The organism is Thauera mechernichensis (genome assembly GCF_029588855.1).
Lineage (GTDB): Bacteria > Pseudomonadota > Gammaproteobacteria > Burkholderiales > Rhodocyclaceae > Thauera > Thauera mechernichensis.
Map to the genome: position 1 here is coordinate 391,580 of NZ_JARQZE010000002.1, position 23,820 is coordinate 415,399.

Here is a 23,820-nt window from a genome sequence, read left to right on the forward strand (position 1 = left end):
AGGACTGCTGATGAGCGCAGATCCGCAACTTGACCGCGATGAGGCGCTGGCCCAGTTGCGGCGGGTTCGCGCGCAGCTCGAACTGATCGAGCGCCATACGGGCGCGAGCGTGTGGGAGCTCGATCTCCAGAGTGGCAGCATCGACTTCGACCGCGGTTTGTCGGTCGCGCTCGGGCATGGTCCCGAAGTTGCGCTGGACTGGCTGAAGCGGGTCAACGAGGAAGACCGCTCGCTGCTGCATCGCCGCCTCGTCGATCATCTGCGTGGTGTCACGCCAGAGTTTCGTGCGGAGATCAGAGCGTTGTCGGCCGCGGGTGAGTGGCGTTCCCTCGAGATCGAGGGCGAGGCTTTCGACCGTGCTGCAGACGGGCGCTGGTTGCGCGTGGTCGGTACGCTTCGCGATGTCAGCGCGCGCAAGCGGCGAGAGCTCGAGTTGCTCGAGGCCAAGGAGGCGGCGGAGGCCGCCAGTCGGGCCAAGGGCGACTTCCTCGCCAACATGAGTCACGAGATCCGCACGCCGATGAACGGCATTATCGGCATGACCGAGCTTCTTCTCGACTCGGGCATCGTCGGCGAGCAGCGCGAGTATCTTGAGACGGTGAGGACGTCGGCGCAGGCGCTGCTCACGATCATCAACGACATCCTTGATTTTTCGCGCATCGAGGCCGGTCGGCTCAACGTCGAGGCAATCGACTACTCGGTCGCTGCGGTGTTCTCCGAGACGGTGCGCAGCCTTGGCCTGCGGGCGAGCCAGAAAGGGCTGGAGTTGTTCTACGAGATTGCGCCCGACGTGCCGGCCGTTCTCAGAGGGGATCCTACCCGTCTGCGTCAGATCCTCACCAACCTCATCGGCAATGCGATCAAGTTTACCGACGCAGGCGAAGTTGAGGTCAGCGTCGGTCGTGCCCACGATGCCGCAGGTGCAGCAGTGCTGGCCGTGGCTGTTCGTGACACCGGCTGTGGTATTCCGGCGGACAAACTGGAATCGATCTTTGGTGTGTTCTCGCAGGCCGATACGTCGACAACGAGAAAGTACGGCGGTACCGGTCTTGGCCTGGCGATCACCCGTCAATTGCTCGACTTGATGCACGGCCGGATCGAGGTCGAGAGCACGCCAGGGGTCGGTAGCGTGTTTCGCTTCACACTGCCGCTGGAAGTCGTGGCGGGGCCGACTCCGCTGGACGCCACTGCATTACGGGCCACGCGGGTGCTGGTGGCCGCGCGCAACGAGGCGTTCTCGGCATCGATCTGCCGCCAGCTGAGCGCGTTCGGTGCGCGTGCCGAACGCGTTGCCGGCAGCGGGGATGTCCTTGCAGCGCTGGTGGCGGCCCGCGATGGCTCGGAGCCATACGACTTCCTTATCATGGATGCCAGCCTTCCCGATCCGGCAGGCTTTGCCCTGGCTCAGCGCTTTGCCGATGCGGACTCGCGCCTCGATCGCATCGTCATGATGATGGCGAGCCATTCGCAGCGCAATGATGCAGCCCGCTGCGCGGAGATAGGCCTGAACTCGAGGCTCGTGAAACCCTTCTCCCAGGAAGACCTGCTCGACGTCTTGCGGATGGCGCGCGCGGGCGGCGAGGCTGTGGACGTGCAGGGCTCGGCGTTGATGGCGAACCTGCGTTTCGACCTGGGTGAGGGTGTTGGCGCCGAGCCGGTGGGTGGAGGACGGCGGCTGGAGGTGCTGGTGGTGGAGGACAACCCGGTAAACCAGACCGTCGCTCAGCGCATGCTGGAACGCGCTGGCCATTCGGTCACGCTCGCCAATAACGGCGAGGAGGCGCTCGAAGCCTTCGATCAGGGGCGCTTCGATCTCATCCTGATGGACGTCCAGATGCCGGTGATGGGCGGCCTCGAGGCAACCCAGGCCATTCGCGCGCGCGAGGCCCGTCGCAGCTGGGTCGTGCAGGGTGACTGGCGGCCGATGCCGATCATTGCCATGACTGCGCATGCGATGGAGGGCGACCGGCAGCGTTGCCTGGACGCCGGTATGGACGACTATGTCTCGAAGCCGGTTCATCCTCGCGAGCTGCTGGCCGCGATCGAGCGCGCCTGTGGTGAGCGCGCAGGGGGCGAAGCGGATGAAGAGGCCGACGTCAGCCTGCTCGAGCTCGGCGAGGCGGGGCGCAGGCAGATCGCCTGCCTGGACGAGGCACGTGCGATGTTCGACGGTGACGAGGATATCGTCCGCCAGTTGGTCGACGTGTTTCTCCGCGATCACGAGCGCACGGTGGTCGAATTGCAGCGCGCGTCATCGGCGATGGACTACGCCCAGCTCGCCGAGATCGGTCACGCGGTCAAGGGGTCGGTGGGCTTGTTCTCTGCCAATCGGGCGGTCGAGGCTGCACGCAAGCTCGAGTCGCTCGCGCGTACCAGCGATCCAGAGGCGGCGACCTCGCAGGCGCGCATCCTCATTTCCGAGCTCGGCTTGCTCGCGCGCGTGTTGCGTAACGACTCGGCGTAGGGGGCTGGCCATCCCGGACGGCCTGCTCGGGTGTCGAATCCATCGTGGGGTTTGCCTTCAAAGGCCCAAAAATATACAATTTCGCAGTTTTCATCGACCCGGGCATGAAAGGTTTCTTCCCCGAATTAAACACTTTCGTCTGCGGTGCGGCCGCGGATCGGTTGTCGTCGTGATTGACGACCATCGTTCGGGTCATGGCGAATTGGAGCCAGGTGGCGATGACTGCCGGCTCAACAAGCGGGATTGGCCCCGAGGCCCGTCCCGCTTTTTGTACGTCTTGCTTTTTCTCGTATCGGGGCGCGCCATGCGTGTCCCGGATCTACAAGCTGAATCCAGGAGCTTCTCGTGAGTGCATACCCGTCCGCCCTTCTTGCGCTTGCCGACGGAACGATCTTCCACGGCAAGGGTATCGGCGCGGTTGGCAGCACGGTTGGCGAGGTCGTGTTCAACACATCGATGTCGGGTTACCAGGAAATCCTGACCGACCCGAGCTATTCCCGCCAGATCGTCACGCTGACCTACCCGCACATCGGCAATACCGGTGTCAATGCCGAGGACGTCGAGTCCACCCGCGTCCACGCAGCCGGCCTCGTCATTCGCGACCTGCCGCTGCTGCCCTCCAACTTCCGCATGACGCAACGTCTGGACGCCTACCTGCGCGCCGAGAACATCGTCGCGATCGCCGGGCTCGATACCCGCAAGCTCACCCGCGTGCTGCGCGAGAAGGGGGCGCAGGCCGGCTGCATCGTCACTGCCGCAGACGGCGAGGCGCTGAATGCAGATGCCGCCATCGCCCAGGCGCGCGCGTTCCCGGGCCTGGCCGGCATGGACCTGGCCAAGGTCGTGAGCGCGACCGAGTCGTACGACTGGAAGCAGGCCGAGTGGAAGCTTGACCAGGGCTACGTCGATCAGGCCGAGCCGCGCTTCCACGTCGTCGCCTACGATTTCGGCGTCAAGTTCAACATCCTGCGCATGCTGGCCGAACGTGGCTGCCGCCTGACCGTGGTGCCGGCGCAGACGCCCGCCGAGGACGTGCTGGCGCTCAAGCCGGATGGGGTGTTCCTGTCCAACGGCCCGGGCGACCCCGAGCCGTGCGACTACGCCATCGAGGCCATCCGCGAGATCGTCGCCACGCGCACGCCCACCTTCGGCATCTGCCTTGGCCATCAGCTGCTGGCGCTCGCCTCCGGGGCGAAGACCATGAAGATGAGCACCGGCCACCATGGCGCGAACCATCCAGTGAAGGACCTCGACACCGGCAAGGTGCTGATCACCAGCCAGAACCATGGCTTCGCCGTCGATCCGTCGACGATGCCGGCGAACCTGAGGGTGACCCACGTGTCGCTGTTCGACGGCACCAACCAGGGTATCGCGCGCACCGATGTGCCGGCCTTCTCCTTCCAGGGACACCCGGAAGCCAGCCCCGGTCCGCACGACGTCGCCTATCTGTTCGACCGCTTCATCGGTCTGATGGAAGCCGCCAAGTAAGCCGTCACCGGGCAGGTCACGGCCTGCCGCTACTGTTTTGGACGCGCGCGCATCCTGCGCGCCGTCGAGGAATCATCGAGGCAAGACAATGCCGAAACGTACAGACATCAAGAGCATCCTGATCATCGGCGCAGGCCCGATCATCATCGGCCAGGCCTGCGAGTTCGACTACTCCGGCGCCCAGGCCTGCAAGGCCCTGCGCGAGGAAGGCTTCCGCGTCATCCTGGTCAACTCGAACCCGGCCACGATCATGACCGATCCCGAGACGGCCGACGTGACCTACATCGAGCCGATCACCTGGCAGGTCGTCGAGCGCATCATCGAGAAGGAGCGCCCCGACGCCATCCTGCCGACCATGGGCGGACAGACGGCGCTCAACTGCGCGCTCGACCTCGGCCGCCACGGCGTGCTGGCCAAGTACGGCGTGGAACTGATCGGCGCCTCCGAGGAGGCCATCGACAAGGCCGAAGACCGCCTCAAGTTCAAGGACGCGATGACCAAGATCGGTCTCGGTTCGGCGCGCTCGGGCATCGCCCACAGCATGGAAGAGGCGCTGCAGGTGCAGGGCGGCATCGGTTTCCCGGTCATCATCCGCCCGAGCTTCACGCTCGGCGGTACCGGCGGCGGCATCGCCTACAACATGGAAGAGTTCCACGAGATCTGCAAGCGCGGTCTCGAGGCCAGCCCGACCAACGAACTGCTGATCGAAGAGTCGCTGCTCGGCTGGAAGGAATACGAGATGGAAGTCGTGCGCGACCGCGCCGACAACTGCATCATCGTGTGCTCGATCGAGAACCTCGATCCCATGGGTGTGCACACCGGCGACTCGATCACCGTCGCGCCGTCGCAGACGCTGACCGACAAGGAATACCAGATCATGCGCAACGCCTCGATCGCGGTGCTGCGCGAGATCGGGGTGGATACCGGGGGCTCGAACGTGCAGTTCGCCATCAACCCCCAGGATGGTCGCATGATCGTCATCGAGATGAACCCGCGCGTGTCGCGTTCGTCGGCGCTGGCGTCCAAGGCCACCGGTTTCCCGATCGCCAAGGTCGCGGCCAAGCTGGCGGTGGGCTATACGCTCGACGAGCTCAAGAACGACATCACCGGCGGCGCCACGCCAGCCTCGTTCGAGCCTTCGATCGACTACGTCGTCACCAAGATTCCGCGTTTCGCCTTCGAGAAGTTCCCCCAGGCCAACGACCGCCTCACCACCCAGATGAAGTCGGTGGGCGAGGTCATGGCCATGGGCCGCAGCTTCCAGGAGTCCTTCCAGAAGGCCCTGCGCGGCCTCGAAGTGGGCGCCTACGGCCTGGACGAGATCGAGGCCGACAGCGCAGACCTCGAGCACGAACTCTCCAGCGCCGGCCCGCAGCGCATCTGGTACGTCGGCCAGGCCTTCCGTGAGGGCATGAGCCTCGAGCAGGTGCACAACCTCACCAAGATCGACCCCTGGTTCCTCGCCCAGATCGAGGACATCGTGCTGTCCGAGAAGGCGCTTGCCGGCCGCTCGCTGAAGGCGATCCAGGCTGCCGAACTGCGCGACCTGAAGCGCAAGGGCTTCTCCGACCGCCGCCTGGCCAAGCTGCTCAACGCCGACGAGACCGCGGTGCGCCTGCATCGCCACGCGCTCGGCGTGCGCCCGGTGTTCAAGCGCGTCGACACCTGCGCGGCAGAGTTCGCCACCTCGACCGCCTACATGTACTCCTCCTACGAGGACGAGTGCGAGGCACGTCCGACCGACAAGAAGAAGATCATGGTGCTTGGCGGCGGTCCGAACCGCATCGGCCAGGGCATCGAGTTCGACTATTGCTGCGTGCATGCCGCGCTCGCCCTGCGCGAGGATGGCTATGAAACCATCATGGTCAACTGCAACCCGGAGACCGTGTCCACCGACTACGACACTTCGGACCGCCTGTACTTCGAGCCGATCACGCTCGAGGACCTGCTCGAGATCGTGCACATCGAGAAGCCGGTCGGCGTGATCGTGCAGTTCGGCGGTCAGACGCCGCTCAAGCGCGCCCAGGCGCTGCAGGACAACGGCGTGCCCATCATCGGTACCAGCCCCGACATGATCGACGCCGCCGAGGACCGCGAGCGCTTCCAGAAGCTGCTCAACGACCTTGGCCTGCGTCAGCCGCCCAACCGTACCGCGCGTACGCCCGAAGAGGCCGTGCGCCTCGCGGCCGAGATCGGCTACCCGCTCGTGGTGCGCCCGTCCTACGTGCTGGGTGGCCGCGCGATGGAGATCGTGCACGAGCAGAAGGATCTCGAGCGCTACATGCGCGAGGCGGTCAAGGTGTCCAACGAGTCGCCGGTGCTGCTCGACCGCTTCCTCAATGACGCCACAGAGGTGGACGTCGATGCGCTGTCCGACGGCAAGCAGGTGATGATCGGCGGCATCATGGAACACATCGAGCAGGCCGGCGTGCACTCGGGCGACTCCGCGTGCTCGCTGCCGCCCTACACGCTGTCGGCCAAATTGCAGGACGAGCTGCGCCGCCAGACCGAGGCGATGGCGCGCGCGCTCAACGTCGTCGGCCTGATGAACGTGCAGTTTGCGATCCAGGGCGAGGGCGACAACGCGGTCGTGTATGTGCTGGAGGTGAATCCGCGCGCCTCGCGTACGGTGCCCTTCGTGTCCAAGGCCTGCTCGTTGCCGCTGGCGAAGATCGCGGCGCGCTGCATGGCGGGCCAGAGCCTGGTCAGCCAGGGCGTCACCGGCGAGATCGTGCCGCCTTACTACTCGGTCAAGGAGGCAGTGTTCCCCTTCGTCAAGTTCCCGGGCGTGGATACCATCCTCGGGCCGGAGATGAAGTCCACCGGCGAGGTCATGGGCGTCGGCCGCAGCTTCGCCGAGGCCTTCGTCAAGAGCCAGATCGGCGCGGGCGTCAAGCTGCCGACCAGCGGCGCGGTGTTCATCAGCGTCAAGCCGAGCGACCGCCCTGTCGCGGTGGAAGTGGCACGCGAGCTGCACGACCTTGGCTTCACCCTGGTTGCCACGCGCGGCACCGCTTCGGTAATCGAGGCCGCAGGCATCCCGGTTGCTGTGGTCAATAAGGTCAACGAGGGGCGTCCGCACATCGTGGACATGATCAAGAACGAAGAGATCGTCATGGTCATCAACACGGTCGAGGAGAAGCGCCAGGCGATCACCGATTCGCGCTCGATCCGTACCAGCGCGCTGGCCGCCAAGCTGTCGATCTTCACCACGATCGAGGGCGCTCGCGCCGCGTGCATGGGCATGCGCCATCTCGCTGGCGGGCTCGATGTCTATTCCGTGCAGGATCTGCACACCGAGCTGAAGCAGCAAGCATGAACAAGACTCCGTTGACCGTCGCAGGTGCAGAGAAGCTGCGCGCCGAACTGCACCGCCTGAAGACCGTGGACCGTCCGAACGTGATTGCGGCGATCGCCGAAGCGCGCTCGCATGGCGACTTGTCCGAAAACGCCGAGTACGAGGCTGCCAAGGACCGCCAGGGCTTCATCGAAGGCCGCATCATGGAGGTCGAGGCCAAGCTCGCCAATGCCCAGATCATCGACCCCAAGCTGCTCGATGCCGATGGCCGTTGCGTGTTCGGTGCCACGGTCGAGCTCGAGGACATGGATGCCGGGCAGGTCGTGACCTACCAGATCGTCGGTGACGACGAGGCCGATATCAAGGAGAACAAGATCTCGATCAGCTCGCCGATCGCGCGTGCGCTGATTGGCAAGTTCGCCGGCGATATTGCGGAGGTTCAGGCACCGGGCGGCGTGCGCGAATTCGAGATCATCGACGTACGCTACGTCTGATTGTCGCCGGACGTGAAGAAGGCGGTGCGATGCACCGCCTTCTCGCATGGCCGGCTCAGGCGTGGCGCCGATCACGGCGCCATACTTCAGCGGCCGCGTGCTCCAGTTGTACGGCCGCGTGCAGCCGGCGCGCGGGCGGGTGAACGACGGGTTTCTGCGCTTGCCTTGGCAAGGGCGGCACGGCGCGCAGCGGCGGCGAAGGCCGCAGCGGACTTGGCGGTCGCGGCCCGGGCGGGTTTCTTTTCGGGTGCTGCAGCGGGCCTGTCTTGCTCACGGCGTTCGCGCCAGACGACGAGGATGCTGCCGATGTGCTGCACAGCCTGGGCTTCCAGGCTCGCACACAGCGCTTGCATGAGGGCGTCACGCTGTTCGCGTTCGGTGCCCTGGACCTTGACCTTGATGAGTTCGTGCGCCTGCAGCGCGCGTTCGATCTCGGCGAGGACGGCAGGCGTAAGGCCGTTACCGGCGATGGTGACCACCGGGTTGAGGTGATGGGCGCGGGCGCGCAGGTCGCGGCGCTGCGCCGGGGTAAGCTCGGTCATTGAGATTCTCTGGATACTTGAAGCATCGGGAACCGGATTCTACTCCGACGAAGGCCTAGCGGCCGTGTGGAAATGCCCCTTAGTGGCGGATGGAGCGATGAAAAAGAACAAGACGAGCCGGGCCTGGGTCCATGACCATGTGAATGATCCCTACGTCCAGCGGGCGCAGGCAGATGGTTACCGCGCTCGCGCGGCTTACAAGCTGCTCGAGATCGACGAACGCGACCACCTCCTGCGCCCCGGCGCAGTCGTGGTCGATCTAGGCGCGGCGCCGGGCTCGTGGTGCCAGGTGGCAGTCAAGCGCTGCGGGCCGAAGGCGAGGGTGTTCGCGCTCGATCTGCTGCCGATGGAGCCTGTTGCGGGCGTTGATTTCATCCTCGGCGACTTCACCGAGGACAGCGTGCTCGAACTGCTCGAGGCCCGTCTCGAGGGCGCGCGGGTCGACGTCGTGCTCTCGGACATGGCGCCCAACCTGTCGGGTGTTGCAACCGTTGACCAGGCGCGCTCGATCCATCTGTGCGAACTGGCACTCGATTTCGCGGCGCGGCATCTCAAGCCGGGGGGGCAGTTTGTCGTAAAGGTTTTCCAGGGCGAGGGCTTCATGGACTTTCGCAAGCAGATGGAGGGCGCATTTGCGTTGGTCCAGGTGCGCAAGCCGAAGGCCTCGAGGGACCGCAGTGCCGAGGTTTATCTCGTCGGCAAGGGGCCGCAGACAGCCTGACCGGCATGCCGGCGCGGGGATTGCCTTTGCCAATCGCCGTCATTGGTTTGCCGGTGGGAACGTTCACCACTAGAATCGGTCTGTCGCGTACATGGCCGGAATGGCTTTCGGGGAATAGAAAGTTGAACAATCTCTTCAAGAATCTCGCGATCTGGATGGTTATCGGCGTCGTGCTGATGACGGTATTCAACCAGTTCAATGCGCGCCAGGCTCCCATGAACACCATGGAGTACTCCCAGTTCCTGGAAGAAGCCAAGGCGGGACGCATCACGAGAGCGACGGTGGACGGTCGCGTGCTCAAGGCAACCACGCAGGAAGGACGCACCATCACGGTCTATACGCCGGGCGTGCAGGATATCTGGATGGTGTCCGACCTCATGCGCTACGGCGTGCAGGTCAACGCCTCCAAGCCCGACGAGGAGCAGTCCTTCCTTGCGAGCGTGTTCGTCTCCTGGTTCCCGATGCTGCTGCTGATCGGCGTATGGATCTTCTTCATGCGTCAGATGCAGGGCGGGGGCAAGGGCGGTGCGTTCTCCTTCGGCAAGAGCAAGGCGCGCATGCTCGACGAGTCGGCCAACTCCATCACCTTTGCCGACGTTGCCGGTTGCGACGAGGCCAAGGAAGAGGTCTTCGAGCTGGTCGAGTTTCTGCGTGACCCCTCCAAGTTCCAGAAGCTCGGCGGACGCATCCCCAAGGGTGTGCTCATGGTGGGCTCGCCCGGTACTGGCAAGACCTTGCTCGCCAAAGCGATCGCGGGCGAAGCCAAGGTGCCGTTCTTCTCCATCTCCGGCTCGGACTTCGTCGAGATGTTCGTCGGTGTGGGTGCGGCACGGGTGCGCGACATGTTCGAGCAGGCCAAGAAGCACGCGCCTTGCATCATCTTCATCGACGAGATCGATGCCGTTGGACGCCAGCGCGGTGCTGGCCTGGGTGGTGGCAACGACGAGCGCGAACAGACCCTCAACCAGCTGCTGGTCGAGATGGACGGCTTCGAAGGCCAGACCGGCGTCATCGTGATCGCGGCCACCAACCGGCCTGATGTGCTCGATCCCGCGCTGCTGCGCCCGGGGCGCTTCGACCGCCAGGTCGTCGTTTCGCTGCCCGATATCCGTGGTCGCGAGCAGATCCTCAAGGTGCACATGCGCAAGGTGCCGATTGCACCCGATGTCGACCCGCAGGTGCTGGCGCGTGGAACGCCAGGTTTTGCCGGCGCCGACCTCGCCAACCTGGTCAATGAGGCAGCACTTTTCGCTGCGCGCGGCAACAAGCGCCTGGTCGACATGGACGACTTCGAACGCGCCAAGGACAAGATCATGATGGGCGCCGAGCGCCGCTCGGTGGTCATGCCCGAGGAAGAGCGCCGCAACACGGCCTACCACGAGTCGGGCCATGCCGTCGTCGCGCGGCTGCTCGACAAGACCGACCCGGTGCACAAGGTCACGATCATTCCGCGCGGTCGTGCACTGGGCGTGACCATGCAGCTGCCCACCGAAGATCGCTACAGTCAGGACCGCGAGCGTCTGCTGCAAACCATTGCGGTGCTGTTCGGCGGTCGAATCGCCGAAGAGATCTTCATGAAGCAGATGACCACCGGCGCGTCGAACGACTTTGCACGTGCCACCGACCTGGCACGTCGCATGGTCACGCAGTGGGGCATGTCCGACAATCTCGGACCGATGGTGTATGGCGAGGAGGAAGGCGAGATCTTCCTTGGCCGCCAGGTCACCACGCACCGCAACGTGTCCGAGGCAACGATGCAGAAGGTCGACGCCGAGATTCGTCGCATCATCGATCAGCAGTACGGTCTGGCCCGGCGTCTGATCGAAGACAACAGCGACAAGGTCGAGGCCATGACCAAGGCGCTGCTCGAATGGGAGACCATCGACGCCGACCAGGTCAACGACATCATGGACGGTCGCCCGCCGCGTCCGCCCAAGCCGGTTGCCGCACCGACGCCCCGTCCCAAGGACGATGCGCCAGGTGCAGCACCCAACGCGGCTGCGCCTGCTGCCTGAGCGCTTACGTTGTATTGCTTGCGGGCCTCCGGGCCCGTCCCCTGAAAGGGCCGGTCGATCCGGCCCTTTTTCATGATGGGCCGATGACGATGCAGCCCATTCCGATTCCTCCGTTGCCGAGTGAGTGTTCATGAGCATCCTGCAATGCGGTCGCTTCCGCCTCGATCTTGCCCAGCCCAAGGTGATGGCGATCATCAACCTGACCGATGACTCGTTTTCGGGCGATGGCGTGCATGGCGACGTTGCCGCCGCCCTTGGTCGCGCCGAGCGAGCGATCGAGGAGGGGGCCGACATGCTCGACATTGGCGCCGAGTCCTCGCGCCCGGGCGCCGAACCGGTGACCGAGGCGCAGGAGCTGGAGCGTGTGGTGCGCTTCGTCGAGCACGCGCGCGGCTGGCAGGTGCCATTGTCGATCGACACCCTGAAGCCCGCAGTGATGCGCGAGGCACTTGCGGCCGGCGCAGACATGATCAACGACATCAACGCCTTTCGTGCCCCTGGCGCGATCGATGCCGTGGCTGCCGGCGACGCAGCCGTGTGCGTGATGCACATGCAGGGCGAGCCGCGCACCATGCAGCTCGACCCGCGCTACGACGATGTCGTGGGCGAGGTGGCAGCCTTTCTCGATGAACGGGTGGCGGCGCTTCAGTCTGCGGGCGTCGATCGCGGGCGCATTGTCCTCGACCCCGGTTTTGGCTTCGGCAAGCGCACGGTGCATAACTACACCTTGCTGCGCGAACTCGCCCGCTTCGGCGCGGGCGGGCTGCCTGTGCTGGCGGGCATGTCGCGCAAGTCGATGCTGGGTGCAGTCACGGGGCGTGAGGTCGGCGAGCGCACGGCGGCGAGTGTGGCCGCGGCCCTGATCGCGGTACAGCGTGGGGCGGGCATCGTGCGTGTACATGACGTTGCTCCCACGGTGGACGTCCTCAAGGTATGGCAGGCGGTGTCGGCAGTGTCATAATCGCGCTTTCGTCTAGTTCACGGGAGCAGGGATGGGGCGCAAGTATTTCGGTACCGATGGGGTGCGCGGCCGCGTGGGTGAGGAGCCGATCACACCCGAGTTCGTGATGCGCCTGGGTTACGCCGCGGGCGTGACTCTGGTGGCGCGGGAAAAGCTGCCTGCGGGAGAGCACCCCGCAGTGCTGATCGGCAAGGACACGCGCGTCTCGGGCTATATGCTCGAAGCGGCGCTCGAGGCCGGTTTTGCCGCGGCGGGGGTCAACGTGATGCTCGCCGGGCCCATCCCGACGCCTGCCGTGGCCTACCTCACCCGCGCCCTGCGGTTGCAGGCCGGGGTCGTCATCTCCGCTTCTCATAACCCCTTCTACGATAACGGCATCAAGTTCTTCTCCGCCGGTGGTACGAAGCTGCCGGATGCGGTAGAGGCCGAGATCGAAGCCCACCTTGACGAACCGATGGGCTGCGTGGATTCGGCGCAGCTCGGACGCGCGCGCCGGGTGGAGGATGCGGCAGGGCGCTACATCGAGTTCTGCAAGAGCACCTTTCCCAACGAGCTCGACCTGCGCGGCCTGCGCATCGCGGTCGATTGCGCACACGGCGCTGCCTACCACATTGCGCCCAAGGTGTTGCACGAGCTTGGCGCCGAAGTGTTGCCCGTCGGGGTGGAGCCCAACGGGCTCAACATCAACGACGGCGTGGGTGCGACCCGTCCGGAGAATCTGCGCAGCGCAGTGCTGGCACAGGGAGCGGACCTCGGCATCGCGCTCGATGGCGATGCAGACCGCCTGATGATGGTCGATGCGCGCGGCGAGATCTACGACGGCGACAAGCTGCTCTACGTGATCGCGCGAGCGCGCCATGCCGAAGACCGGCTCGATGGTGTGGTCGGTACGCTGATGAGCAATCTCGGCTTCGAGCACGCAATCGGCCGCCTCGGTGCCCCCTTCGCCCGCGCAAAGGTGGGCGACCGCTATGTGCTCGAACTCTTGCACGAGCGCGGCTGGAAACTCGGCGGCGAGAACTCGGGCCATATCATCTGTCTCGATCGCCACACCACGGGCGATGGCATGGTCTCTGCCCTGCAGGTGTTGGCCGCGCTCAAGCAGCGCGGAGAGACGCTGGCAGATGCCTGCGCCGACCTGGTGTTCTACCCACAGCGCCTCATCAACGTGCGCATGGCAGCGGGTTTCGACTGGCAGGCCGACGCCACGATTGCACGTGCGCGCGACGACGCCGAGCGCGAGCTGGGCGAGAGCGGGCGAGTGTTGCTGCGCCCCTCGGGCACCGAACCGCTGCTGCGAGTGATGGTGGAGGGGTGTGACGGGGCGCAGGTGGACCGCCTTGCCAAGTCCATCGCCTCGGCGGTGGAGCACGCCATCGGTTGACCGCCGATTATTTTTCTTGCGCCGCAGCATGCGGCGTCGCCAAGCAAGGGCTTGCTGCGGAATCGCGGCAAGCCCTTGTCACATATGAGGTTCAGGTTCTCAAGTCGAGGGGTTTAATGTCATCTGGAAGTATTGCAGATGCTGCCCCTGCGATTGTTTCGTGACGTTTAACAGAACTGTCATCTTGTGTCCTGATAATCCAGTCCGTTCCCCGTGTGACGGGGGCACCGGCCCGCAGGGGCAAGATGAATTCACGAATCTGGAGAGTCTGTACATGTTCAAGAAGAGCCTCATCGCGACCGCCGTCGTGGCCATGACCGCCTCGTTTGCCGCTCAGGCGCAGGTGCAGGTCGATCCCTCGCTGCCGTCCTACGAGCCGGTCAGTGGCGTGTCGGGCAACCTGAAGTCGATCGGTTCCGACACCCTGAACAATCTGATGACGCTGTGGGCCGAAGGCTTCAATGCGATGTACCCCAACGTCAAGATCGAGATCGAGGGCAAGGGCTCGAGCACCGCTCCGGCTGCGCTCATCGCCGGTACTGCGCAGTTCGGTCCGATGTCGCGCCCGATGAAGTCGAAGGAAGAAGACGACTTCGAGAAGAAATACGGCTACAAGCCTACCGCCATCCGCGGTGCGGTCGATGCGCTGGCCGTTTATGCACATAAAGATAACCCGATCGAGTGTCTGACCCTGCAACAGGTTGACGCTATCTTCTCCAAGACCCGCAATGGCGGCCTGGACAAGGACATCAAGACCTGGGGTGACGTCGGCGTGACCGGCGAGTGGGCGAGCCGCCCGATCTCCCTCTATGGCCGCAACTCGGCCTCGGGCACCTACGGCTACTTCAAGGAAGTCGCGCTCTTCAATGGCGACTACAAGGATGAGGTTAAGGAGCAGCCGGGTTCTTCCACTGTGGTTCAGGGTGTAGCTTCGGATATCGGCGGTATCGGCTACTCGGGCGTGGGCTACAAGACCGCCGACGTCAAGTTCGTGAAGCTGGCTTCCGCCCCGGGCGAGACTTGCTACGAGCCGAGCGCTGAACACGCTTCGAGCGGTGACTACCCGGTCTCGCGCTTCCTCTACATCTATGTCAACAAGAACCCGAACGAAGCTCTGGATCCGGTCCGCGGCGAGTTCATCCGCTTCGTCTATTCGAAGCAAGGTCAGGAAGCGGTGGTCAAGGACGGCTACTTCCCGGTGGTCAAGGCCCTGGCTGACGACGACCTGAAGCGCTTCGGTCTGGCCAAGTAATCGCTTTGGTGTGCTGAGGGCGGGCACGGCTTTTGCCGTGCCCGCCATTTGTTCGAACGTAGCAATGGATATCCTCCATGAGTGAAACAACGGCCAAACAGTCGGGTAAGCGAGAAGGCTACAAGCGTCTGCTACCCATCGGCCGGACGACGCGCAAGTCCGTCCTCCTCGCGGATCGCACGGCGGATGTGACGATCACCGTCGGCGGCCTTCTCGTCATCCTCGCCGTATTCGGCATCCTCGCCTTTCTCGCCAAGGAGGCGATCCCGCTGTTCATGGGCGGCGAACTCAAGAAACAGGATACCTATGTCCTGCAGCCGATGCAGGACGTGATCTGGAGCAATGCCGACGAGTACCAGACCATGGGGCTGCGTATCGGCAGCAACGGCCGGGTCGACAGTTTTCACATCAATTCGGGGCGCCCGCTCTCCTCACTGGAACTGGATTTCGGCGGCGATACTGCGACTGCGGTAGGGGCCACGAACAGTCGCAGCGACATGATGTTCGGCTTCGCCGACGGTAGCGTGCGCTTCGCCCATATTGCACTCGAGGTCCAGGTGCTGCGCGCCGAGGACATGCCTGCAGGCCTGACGCAGCTCGACGAGAATGACTATACCGACGGCAGTGCCGTGTATCGTCGCATTCCCGGCAACCAGATTCGCCGTATCTTCATCGATGCCAAGGTGATGCCGCCCGAGCAGATTGCGGCTGAGGGTGTAGCGATCAAGGCCATCGGCTTCGCCCTTGGCGGTACGGTTGAGCGCCCGACACGCTCTTATGTCAGCTTTGATGCAGAGGGCGTTGGCCGCCTCACGCGCGCGGAGACCCGGGTCAACCTGATGACCCGCCAGGAGACTGTCACCACCCGCAGTTCGACACTGCCGGCGTTGCCGGAGGGCACGAAGGTCGCGAAGGTGCTTCTGACTGCGCAGGCAGACCAGGTTTACGTCGGCCTTGCCGATGGAACGGTGCATCGCTTCGATACCCGCGACTTCAACAAGCCGGTGTTGGCCGAGACTGCTCGCCTGACGCCGGACGGCGCGCAGCTCGGTGTGCTTGGTTTCCTGATCGGCGACCAGACCATCGTCGTCGGCGGCAACGACGGCTCGCTGCGTATGTATTTCCGGCTGCAGCCCGAGAACGCGGGCACGGTCGATGGCTACAAGATGGTGCTCGCCCGCGAACTGGAGCGCCAGCCGGCAGGGATCGTCGCCTATGACGTTTCGCAGCGCCGCAAGAGCCTGGTGACGCTCGATGCCGCGGGCAACCTGTGGTTCCGCCATGCCACCAGCGAGCAGGTGCTGCTCCAGCTCAAGCAGGACAAGCCGCTTGCCGAGGTGGGCGTGCAGGTGATGCTGATGCCGCGCGACGACGGCGCGGTGGCGATCACGCCGGCCGGCCTGGTCGACCACTGGACCTTCTACGTGCCGCACCCGGAGACGACCTGGCGCGCGATCTTCGGCAAGAGCTGGTACGAGGGTTACCAGGAGCCGAGCTACACCTGGCAGTCCTCCTCGGGTACCGACCTCTTCGAGCCCAAGTTCTCGCTCGTGCCGCTGATCTTCGGCACCCTCAAGGCCACCGTCTATTCGCTGATGTTCGCCGTGCCGATCGCGCTGTTGGCGGCGATCTACACCTCGGAGTTCGTACACCGTAAGGTCCGTGCGACCGTCAAGCCAATGATGGAGATGATGGAGTCGCTGCCGACGGTGGTGCTGGGCTTCATCGCGGCACTCATCCTGGCGCCCATCGTAGAGAGCTGGATTGCAGCCGTGGTGCTCGGCTTTGTCGCCTTGCCGATGGGTTTGATGATTGCCGCCTATGTGTGGCAGATGCTGCCGCCCGCTATGGCGCTGAAGCTCAACGGCATCCCCAAGTTCAGTTTCATGTTCGTGGTCATCGCGCTGTCGGTGTGGGTCGCGGCCGCACTCGGGCCCTGGTTCGAGCAGACCTTCTTCTATGGCGACTTCAAGGCCTGGACCAACCACGACGTCGGTACCGGCACGCCCTTCATGGGCCTGCTGCTGTGGCCGCTGTCCTTCGTGCTGCTCACCATGCTGTTCAATCGAACGGTGGGCACATCCTATCGCCTGCATGTGCGTGGCCTGAGCCGGCAGCAGGCGGGTGTGCTCGATGGCGCGCGCTGGCTGGTGATGATCGTGCTGTCGATCGCGCTGTCCTTCGGCTTGGCAATGGCGCTGACGGCGGTGGGTTTCGATCCGCGCGGTGGCGTGGTTGATACCTACGTGCAGCGCAATGCACTGGTCGTCGGCATGGTCATGGGCTTCGCCATCATCCCCAACATCTACACGTTGGCGGAGGATGCGCTCAACTCGGTGCCCGCCCAACTGCGCGCCGCCAGCCTCGCCGCCGGTGCTACGCCCTGGCAGACGGCGATGTGGGTGGTGCTCCCGACCGCGATGTCCGGGGTGTTTGCCGCCTGCATGATCGGTATGGGCCGCGCCGTGGGTGAGACGATGATCGTGGTGATGGCGGCGGGCAACACCGCGCTGCTCGACTGGAACATCTTCAACGGCCTGCGCACGCTGTCGGCGAATATCGCGGTGGAGCTGCCCGAGGCCGTGATCGGCGGCACCTTGTACCGCATGCTGTTCCTCGCCGCGCTGACGCTGTTCATCATGACCTTCGTCATCAACACCGTGGCGGAGATCATCCGCCAGCGCTTCCGCAAGCGCGCCTTCCAGCTCTGACCGGGGAGGAACAGACCATGACGACACATGTGGAAGAAAAGGCGCCGAACATGAGCACCGCAAACGCTGCAAGCAAGGAAGCGAAGGCCGTCCGTCGCTACACCGCGGACCTTTCGGCGGTGGGTGAGCCCGCACTCTGGGGGTTTGGTGGCGCGCTGGCGCTGGGCATCATACTCATCTGTGGTTTTCTGCTGATGATCTTCTGGAACGGCATCACTACCTTCTGGCCTAAGCCGATCGAGGTAGTGACGCTCAATAGTGGTCAGAAGGTGGCGGGGGAGCCTTCGCGCTTCAATGTCTATCGGCCGGAAGGCGGCTTCCTGGCTGGTCTTCCCGCTGAGATCCAGCAGCAGATCGCGGACAATGATGGCTACGCCGAACGTACCCTCTACCGTATCGGCAACTATGACCTGTACAACGAGGATTTCCGCTGGGTAAATACCTTCGATGTCGCCAACGTCGTCCGCGACCCTGCGTTCTACTACCTTGAGCGCCAGGAGTGGGGGCCGTTCGTCGGCCGTATCAAGTCCGTGATCATCGATGGTGTCGAGCAGGATCCGGCTGCGCTGGGCCTGTCCCGGCTGCGCCAGGAGCAGGTCGCCGCACGCGCTCGCTTTGCGGAGATTCGCAAGATCGAACGCTCGGACATCGGTGTCATCAACCATGAGCTCAACCAGCTTCGCCTCGGCTTGCGCCGCGTCGAGCTCAACAGTGGAGCAGACAGCGCCGAGTATCGCGCCGAACTGACGCGCGTCGAGCAGCGTACTGCGGAACTGCAGCGCGAGTTCGATCGCCTGCAGGCCCAGGCCAACGAGATCAAGGCCCGGGATGCGCGCTATCGCATCGTGCTCGAGGAAGTGGGCGGCAATACCAAGAACACGCAGCTGTCACAGATCGTGCGCTTCTATCCCGCGAACGACCTTACCGTGTTCCAGAAGATCGGCATCTATTTCTCGCGTTGGGGCGAGTTCCTGAGCGCAGAACCGCGCGAGGCGAATACCGAGGGCGGGATCCTGCCCGCAATCTTCGGCACCGTGGTGATGACCTTGCTGATGGTCGTCGTCGTGGCCCCATTCGGCGTGATCACCGCGCTCTACCTGCGCGAATACGCCAAGCAGGGCAAGGTTGTGGCGATGGTACGGATCGCGGTCAACAATCTCGCTGGCGTGCCCTCGATCGTCTACGGTGTGTTCGGCCTCGGCTTCTTCGCCTACACCGTGGGTGGCTCCATCGATGCACTGTTCTTCCCCGAGCGCCTGCCCAATCCCACCTTTGGTACCGGCGGCATCCTGTGGTCGGCGCTGACCCTGGCGCTGCTTACCGTGCCGGTCGTGATCGTGGCCTCGGAAGAGGCGCTGTCGGCGGTGCCGCGCTCGATTCGTGAGGGCTCGCTGGCTTGTGGTGCATCCAAGTGGCAGACCATCCGCTCGGTGGTGTTGCCCCATGCCATGCCGGGCATCATGACCGGCCTCATCCTGGCCATGGCACGCGGCGCGGGCGAGGTGGCCCCGCTCATGCTGGTCGGTGTGGTCAAGCTCGCGCCGGAACTTCCGATCGACGGCTTCGCACCCTTCATTCACCTCGAACGCAGCTTCATGCACCTGGGCTTCCATATCTTCGATGTGGGCTTCCAGTCGCGCAACTCAGAGGCCGGCAAGCCCATGGTGTTCGTCACCACGCTGCTTCTGCTTGCGCTGATTGTGCTGATGAACTCGTCCGCCATCTACATCCGCAACCGACTGAAGAAGAAGTTCGTCGGCAGCCAGTTCTGAGATTCAGGAGTCGAAAGCAATGAGTACTGCAACCCTGGAAGCGCCGAGCATTCCCAAGACCGTCTATCACGTGACCGATTCCGGTCAGGGATCGGCGATCTCGATCCGTGACTTCAACCTTTTCTACGGTGAGGCCCAGGCACTCTACAATGTCAATATGGAAGTGCAGCGCGGCATGGTGACCTCGCTCATCGGCCCTTCGGGCTGCGGCAAGTCGACCCTGCTGCGTTCGCTCAACCGGATGAACGACCTCATCGACAACCTGCGCATCAGGGGGAAGGTGATCGTGCATGACAACGATATCTACGCGCCCGGCGTGGATGTCATTGCGCTGCGCAAGCGCATGGGCATGGTGTTCCAGAAGCCGAACCCCTTCCCGAAGTCGATCTTCGAGAACGTGATCTTCCCGCTGCGGGTAGAGGGCATCAGCGACAAGGCGATGCTCGAGGAGGCCTGCGAGCGTGCGCTCAAGGGCTCGGCACTGTGGAACGAGGTCAAGGACCGCCTCAATGAGAGCGCGCTCGGCCTCTCGGGTGGCCAGCAGCAGCGCCTGTGCATCGCGCGCGCGATTGCAGCCGAACCCGAGATCCTCCTGATGGATGAGCCGTGCTCGGCGCTCGACCCGATTGCCACCGCGAAGGTCGAGGAGCTGATTCATGAACTGCGTGGCCAGTTTTCGATCGTGATCGTGACGCACTCGATGCAGCAGGCGGCACGCGTCTCTGACAATACCGCCTTCATGTATCTCGGCAAGCTCATCGAATACGGCGCGACTGACACCGTGTTTACCACGCCCAAGGATAGCCGTACCGAGGACTACATCACCGGCCGTTTCGGCTGATCGAAGCCCGGGCAGACATTCATGGGGCAAGGGGGGCGCAATTGCGCCCCTCTTGCCGTTTCTGAACCGCGACCTGCGCGCGCCCGCCACAGGCGTGAGCGTATGCCGTGGCGGGCGGGCCGATCAGTGCCCGAAGCGATCGGCGTCGAACATCTCGGGATCGGGGCGGTCGAGCCTGCCCAGCGCCGCCATCTCGTCATCGCTGAGAGCGAAGTCGAAGATGGCCAAGTTCTGCGCCATGCGCGTCGGGTTGGAGGATTTCGGCGTGGCGACGAAGCCCTGCTGCACCAGCCAGCGCAGCACGATCTGCGCACTCGTGCGACCGTGACGCTCGGCGATCGCGGTGATCGCCGGGTCGGCCAGCATGGCGTTGCCGTAGCCCAGCGGGCGCCAGGCGCCGGTCACGATGCCATGCTCGCGGTGGAGGGCGACGAGGTCGTCGCGCAGGTGGTAGGGGTCGAGTTGGATCTGGTTGAGGTGCGGCACCAGGCCGAGATCGAACAGGCGCTGCAGGTGGGCGGGCTTGAAGTTGGAGGTGCCGATTGCACGCACGACACCAGCCTCGAGCAGCTTCACGAGGCCCTGGAAAGCTTCGAGGTAGCGGTCCTGGTCAGGGTTGGGCCAGTGCACGAGCAGCAGGTCGATGTAGTCCAGCCCGAGGCGTTTCAGGCTGGCCTCGCAGGCTTGACGGGCGCCGTCCACGCTGTGCCACTTGCGATTGAACTTGGTGGTAACGAACACCTCGCGGCGCGTGACGCCCGAGTTGCGGATGCCTTCGCCGACGCCACGCTCGTTCTCGTAGTTCTCGGCGGTGTCGATATGGCGGTAGCCCATCTGCAGCGCGGCGGCCACGGTGACGGCGCACTCGGCATCGTTCATCAGCCAGGTTCCGAGTCCAAGCTGTGGAATCTGCACGCCATTGAGCAGACTGAGGCAGGGCGCGGGCTGGATGCGTTGGGTCATGGTCTCGTTCTCCGAGATCGTTGGCGGGGAGCGCCGGGGGGAGTGGCTTCGAGCATAACGCAGGGCTGTCCGCTGCCGCCAGCCGTGGTGGCGTGTGCCGCCATGTGAATGTGATTAACACATCCGCAGCGTCCATTCGCAATTCTCCGGCCGGTGTTTACCGTGGGTGTGGAAGATGATCCTCAGCAAAGGCACTCGCCAAGCGAGGCCTCACGCAAACCAGATCCGCTCGAGGAGAATCGTCATGTCGCTCAGCCGCCGCGCCTTCCTGAAATCCACCGCCGCCATCGCCATTGCCACGGGTGGCCTCAAGCTTTTCGGCGTCAACGAGGTGTTCGGTTCGGACACCATACTGATTCCGCACGCCTCGCACTACGGCCCCTTCAAGGCGGTGGTCAAGAACGGCGTGCTGATCGGTGTGCAGCCGCTGAAGGATTTCGACCCCATGCCCACGCAGATGCTGCTCGAGGGCGTACTCAGTCGCACCTACCACCCGACCCGCGTGCAGTACCCGATGGTGCGTCGCTCCTACCTCGCCAATCCACGCGGTGACACCAAGCCCCACCTGCGCGGCAAGGAGCCGTTCGTGCGCGTGTCCTGGGAAGATGCGCTGGCCCTGGTGGCCGACGCCAGCCTGCGCACGATCGAAGAGCACGGCAACGATGCGCTCTTCAGCTCCTCCTATGGCGGCTGGTCGCACGCCGGCGTGCTGCGCCCGCAAGTGCTGCAAGGTCGCCTGTTCGGTCTCATCGGCGGCCACAGCGTGACCACCGGCGACTACTCGGGCGGCGCTTCGCAGATCAGCCTGCCTCACATCATCGGCGACATGGAGGTGTATTCGCCGCAGACCTCGTGGGAGGTGATCCGCGACCACACCGAGGTGTTCGTGCTGGTCGGCTGCGACCCGTGGAAGAACAACCGCATCGAATACACGGTGGCCGACCACCAGATGTATTCGCGCTGGGAGGCGATCCGCGACGCCGGCGTGAAGTTCGTGTCGATCAACCCGCAGCGCACCACCACCGACGAGGCCATGCGCGCCGAGTGGGTGAAGATCATCCCCAACACCGATACCGCGTTGTTCCTGGCGATGTGCTGGCATGTGTATACGACCGGCAAGGTCGACAAGGCCTACCTGGAAAACTATACCGTTGGCTTCGAGAAATTCCTGCCCTATCTGCTGGGCAAGGACGCCGATGGAACGCCGCCCAAGACCCCGGAATGGGCCGAGAAGATCACCGGCATCCCGGCGGCCAGGATCGTCGAGATGGCCGATCTGTTCGCCAGCAAGCGTACCGAGTTTGCCGGTGCCTGGTCGCTGCAGCGCGCCCACCACGGCGAGATGAGCCACTGGGCGATCATCGCCTTCGCCGCCATGACCGGCAAGATCGGCAAGCCGGGCGAAGGCGTCGGCTTCTCTTGGCACTACGGCGGTGGCGGCATGCCGGTGTCGGGCAAGCGCGGTGCAGTCGGCATTCCGCAGGGGCGCAACCCGGCCAAGGGGCGCTGCCCGGCCTCGCGCATCTCGGAAATGCTGCTCAACCCGGGCAAGGCCTATACCCGCGACGGCCAGCGCTTCGAATACCCCGATGTGCACATGATCTACAACGCCGGCAACAACTTCGTCCATCACCAGCAGAACACCAACGAGCTGATCGAGGCGATGGCGAAGAAGGTGCACACCGTGGTCAATCAGGACCCGTGGTGGTGCGCGTCCTCGCGCTATGCCGACATCGTGCTGCCGGCCACCAGCCACCTCGAGCGCGACGACATCAGCACGGGCGGCACCTACAGCAACGACAAGATCTGGGCGATGCGTCAGGTGATCCAGCCCTACGGCGAGAGCCTGGACGACTTCGAGATCTTCCGCCGCCTGGCCGAGCTCTTCGGTGTCGAGTACGGCTTCACCGAAGGCCTGACCGTGATGGACATCGTCAAGAACAGCTATGCCAACACCGACGCCACGATCCCGTTCGAGGCGTTCTGGGAAGCCGGTGTCGCCGAGATGGAGGTGCCCGAGTCCGCACGCGGCTGGGTGCGCCATGGTGACTTCTACACCGATCCGCAGAAGAGCCCGCTGCACACCGCATCGGGCAAGATTGAACTCTACTGCGAGAGCTTTGCCCGCTTCGGTACCGAGGAATGTCCGCCGATCCCGAAGTATCTCGAGCCCGCGGAGTTTCTCGGCAACGCCAAGCCCGGCCAGGTGCACGTTGTCAGCCCGCACCCCTACATGCGCGTGCATTCTCAGATGGCCAACGCCGAGTGCGCCAAGCACCTCAACATCGACGGCCGGGAGTTCGCTCTGGTCAGCGAGGAGGATGCCCGTGAGCGCGGCATCAAGGACGGCGACCTGATCGAGGTCTACAACGACCGCGGCGCGCTCATCGTCGGCGCCCGCGTGTCGCCCAACATCATGAAGGGTGTGATCAGCATCTACGAGGGGGCCTGGCTGTCGAAAGACAGCAAGGGCCGTTGCAACAGCGGGGCGATCAACGTGCTCACCACCAGCGTGGCAGCGAGCGATCTCAGCCAGGCGACCAGCGCCAACACCTGCCTGGCGTCCTTCCGCAAATGCACCGACGTCGAGGGGCCGAACCGTGCCTACGAGCCACCCCTGGTCGAAAACGCCTCCGGTCGCATCGATGCCGCAGCCTTCAGCCTCACCGAGCGTGCAGCCAAGGCCAAGGCCTCGGCCACCGCAGGCATGACGCCGGGCGAGAAGCTGTTCTACGAGCGTTGCACACTGTGCCATGTGCCGCGCGAGCCGGGCGACTTCACGGTCAAGCAGTGGCAGGGCATCACCGAGAGCATGTTCCCGCGCGCCGGCCTGACCGAGGACGAACGCAAGCTGGTGCTGGACTTCCTGCACAAGAACGCGCGCGCCGATTGAGCGCGTGAGCCTGATGGCACG

The 23,820-nt window shown here is 64.3% G+C and carries 15 protein-coding genes; 13 read left to right on the plus strand and 2 right to left on the minus strand.

All coding sequences use genetic code 11. From position 1 onward, the window contains the following. Nucleotides 1-10 precede the first annotated feature (10 nt). The 4 genes from P7F68_RS04725 to greA all read left to right on the plus strand — a co-directional run bounded on the left by P7F68_RS04725 (nt 11) and on the right by greA (nt 7,744). Nucleotides 11-2,464, plus strand: coding sequence for a response regulator (locus P7F68_RS04725; RefSeq protein ID WP_277831096.1), 2,454 nt, complete (start codon nt 11-13; stop codon nt 2,462-2,464). A gap of 345 nt (nt 2,465-2,809) precedes the next feature. Beyond that, nucleotides 2,810-3,952, plus strand: a complete 1,143-nt coding sequence (gene carA / locus P7F68_RS04730; protein ID WP_277831098.1) for a glutamine-hydrolyzing carbamoyl-phosphate synthase small subunit — start codon at nt 2,810-2,812, stop codon at nt 3,950-3,952. Nucleotides 3,953-4,040: 88 nt separating this feature from the next. Further along, nucleotides 4,041-7,271 carry a carbamoyl-phosphate synthase large subunit gene (carB, locus tag P7F68_RS04735; protein WP_002928135.1) on the plus strand — a complete coding sequence of 1,077 codons (3,231 nt, stop codon included), beginning with the start codon at nt 4,041-4,043 and terminating at the stop codon, nt 7,269-7,271. Continuing rightward, nucleotides 7,268-7,744, plus strand: coding sequence for a transcription elongation factor GreA (gene greA / locus P7F68_RS04740; protein ID WP_002928138.1), 477 nt, complete (start codon nt 7,268-7,270; stop codon nt 7,742-7,744). The genes carB and greA overlap by 4 nt, the downstream gene beginning before the upstream one ends. Before the next feature lie 86 nt (nt 7,745-7,830). Here the strand turns inward: greA and yhbY are convergent, their stop codons facing one another. Further along, on the minus strand, nt 7,831-8,286 hold the full coding sequence (gene yhbY / locus P7F68_RS04745; protein ID WP_277831102.1) for a ribosome assembly RNA-binding protein YhbY: 456 nt from the start codon (nt 8,284-8,286) through the stop codon (nt 7,831-7,833). A 97-nt stretch (nt 8,287-8,383) separates the two neighbouring features. Between yhbY and P7F68_RS04750 the strand changes: the two genes are divergently transcribed. The 8 genes from P7F68_RS04750 to pstB all read left to right on the plus strand — a co-directional run bounded on the left by P7F68_RS04750 (nt 8,384) and on the right by pstB (nt 19,943). Further along, the gene (locus P7F68_RS04750; protein WP_277831104.1) at nt 8,384-9,007 is read left to right on the plus strand and encodes an RlmE family RNA methyltransferase; all 624 of its coding nucleotides are present in this window, start codon (nt 8,384-8,386) and stop codon (nt 9,005-9,007) included. Nucleotides 9,008-9,129: 122 nt separating this feature from the next. Beyond that, a complete protein-coding gene (ftsH, locus tag P7F68_RS04755) occupies nt 9,130-11,022 on the plus strand; it encodes an ATP-dependent zinc metalloprotease FtsH (protein ID WP_002943801.1) in 1,893 nt (630 codons plus the stop codon). 130 nt (nt 11,023-11,152) lie between these two features. After that, complete coding sequence (gene folP / locus P7F68_RS04760) at nt 11,153-11,983, plus strand: dihydropteroate synthase (RefSeq protein WP_002928143.1); 831 nt, start codon at nt 11,153-11,155, stop codon at nt 11,981-11,983. A gap of 31 nt (nt 11,984-12,014) precedes the next feature. Next, a complete protein-coding gene (glmM, locus tag P7F68_RS04765; RefSeq protein WP_002928147.1) occupies nt 12,015-13,367 on the plus strand; it encodes a phosphoglucosamine mutase in 1,353 nt (450 codons plus the stop codon). Between the two features lie 274 nt (nt 13,368-13,641). After that, a complete protein-coding gene (locus tag P7F68_RS04770; RefSeq protein ID WP_002943800.1) occupies nt 13,642-14,619 on the plus strand; it encodes a PstS family phosphate ABC transporter substrate-binding protein in 978 nt (325 codons plus the stop codon). A gap of 77 nt (nt 14,620-14,696) precedes the next feature. Beyond that, nucleotides 14,697-17,330, plus strand: a complete 2,634-nt coding sequence (locus tag P7F68_RS04775) for an ABC transporter permease subunit (protein WP_277831109.1) — start codon at nt 14,697-14,699, stop codon at nt 17,328-17,330. 50 nt (nt 17,331-17,380) lie between these two features. Then, nucleotides 17,381-19,102 carry a phosphate ABC transporter permease PstA gene (gene pstA / locus P7F68_RS04780; RefSeq protein ID WP_277831111.1) on the plus strand — a complete coding sequence of 574 codons (1,722 nt, stop codon included), beginning with the start codon at nt 17,381-17,383 and terminating at the stop codon, nt 19,100-19,102. 19 nt (nt 19,103-19,121) lie between these two features. Then, entirely contained in the window at nt 19,122-19,943 is an 822-nt protein-coding gene (gene pstB / locus P7F68_RS04785) for a phosphate ABC transporter ATP-binding protein PstB (protein ID WP_002943794.1), read from the plus strand. Nucleotides 19,944-20,066: 123 nt separating this feature from the next. Here the strand turns inward: pstB and P7F68_RS04790 are convergent, their stop codons facing one another. Further along, complete coding sequence (locus tag P7F68_RS04790) at nt 20,067-20,906, minus strand: aldo/keto reductase (RefSeq protein WP_277831115.1); 840 nt, start codon at nt 20,904-20,906, stop codon at nt 20,067-20,069. A gap of 244 nt (nt 20,907-21,150) precedes the next feature. Here P7F68_RS04790 and P7F68_RS04795 point away from each other — a divergent pair, with 244 nt between their 5' ends. After that, nucleotides 21,151-23,799 carry a molybdopterin-dependent oxidoreductase gene (locus P7F68_RS04795; RefSeq protein ID WP_277831117.1) on the plus strand — a complete coding sequence of 883 codons (2,649 nt, stop codon included), beginning with the start codon at nt 21,151-21,153 and terminating at the stop codon, nt 23,797-23,799. Nucleotides 23,800-23,820: the final 21 nt, after the last annotated feature.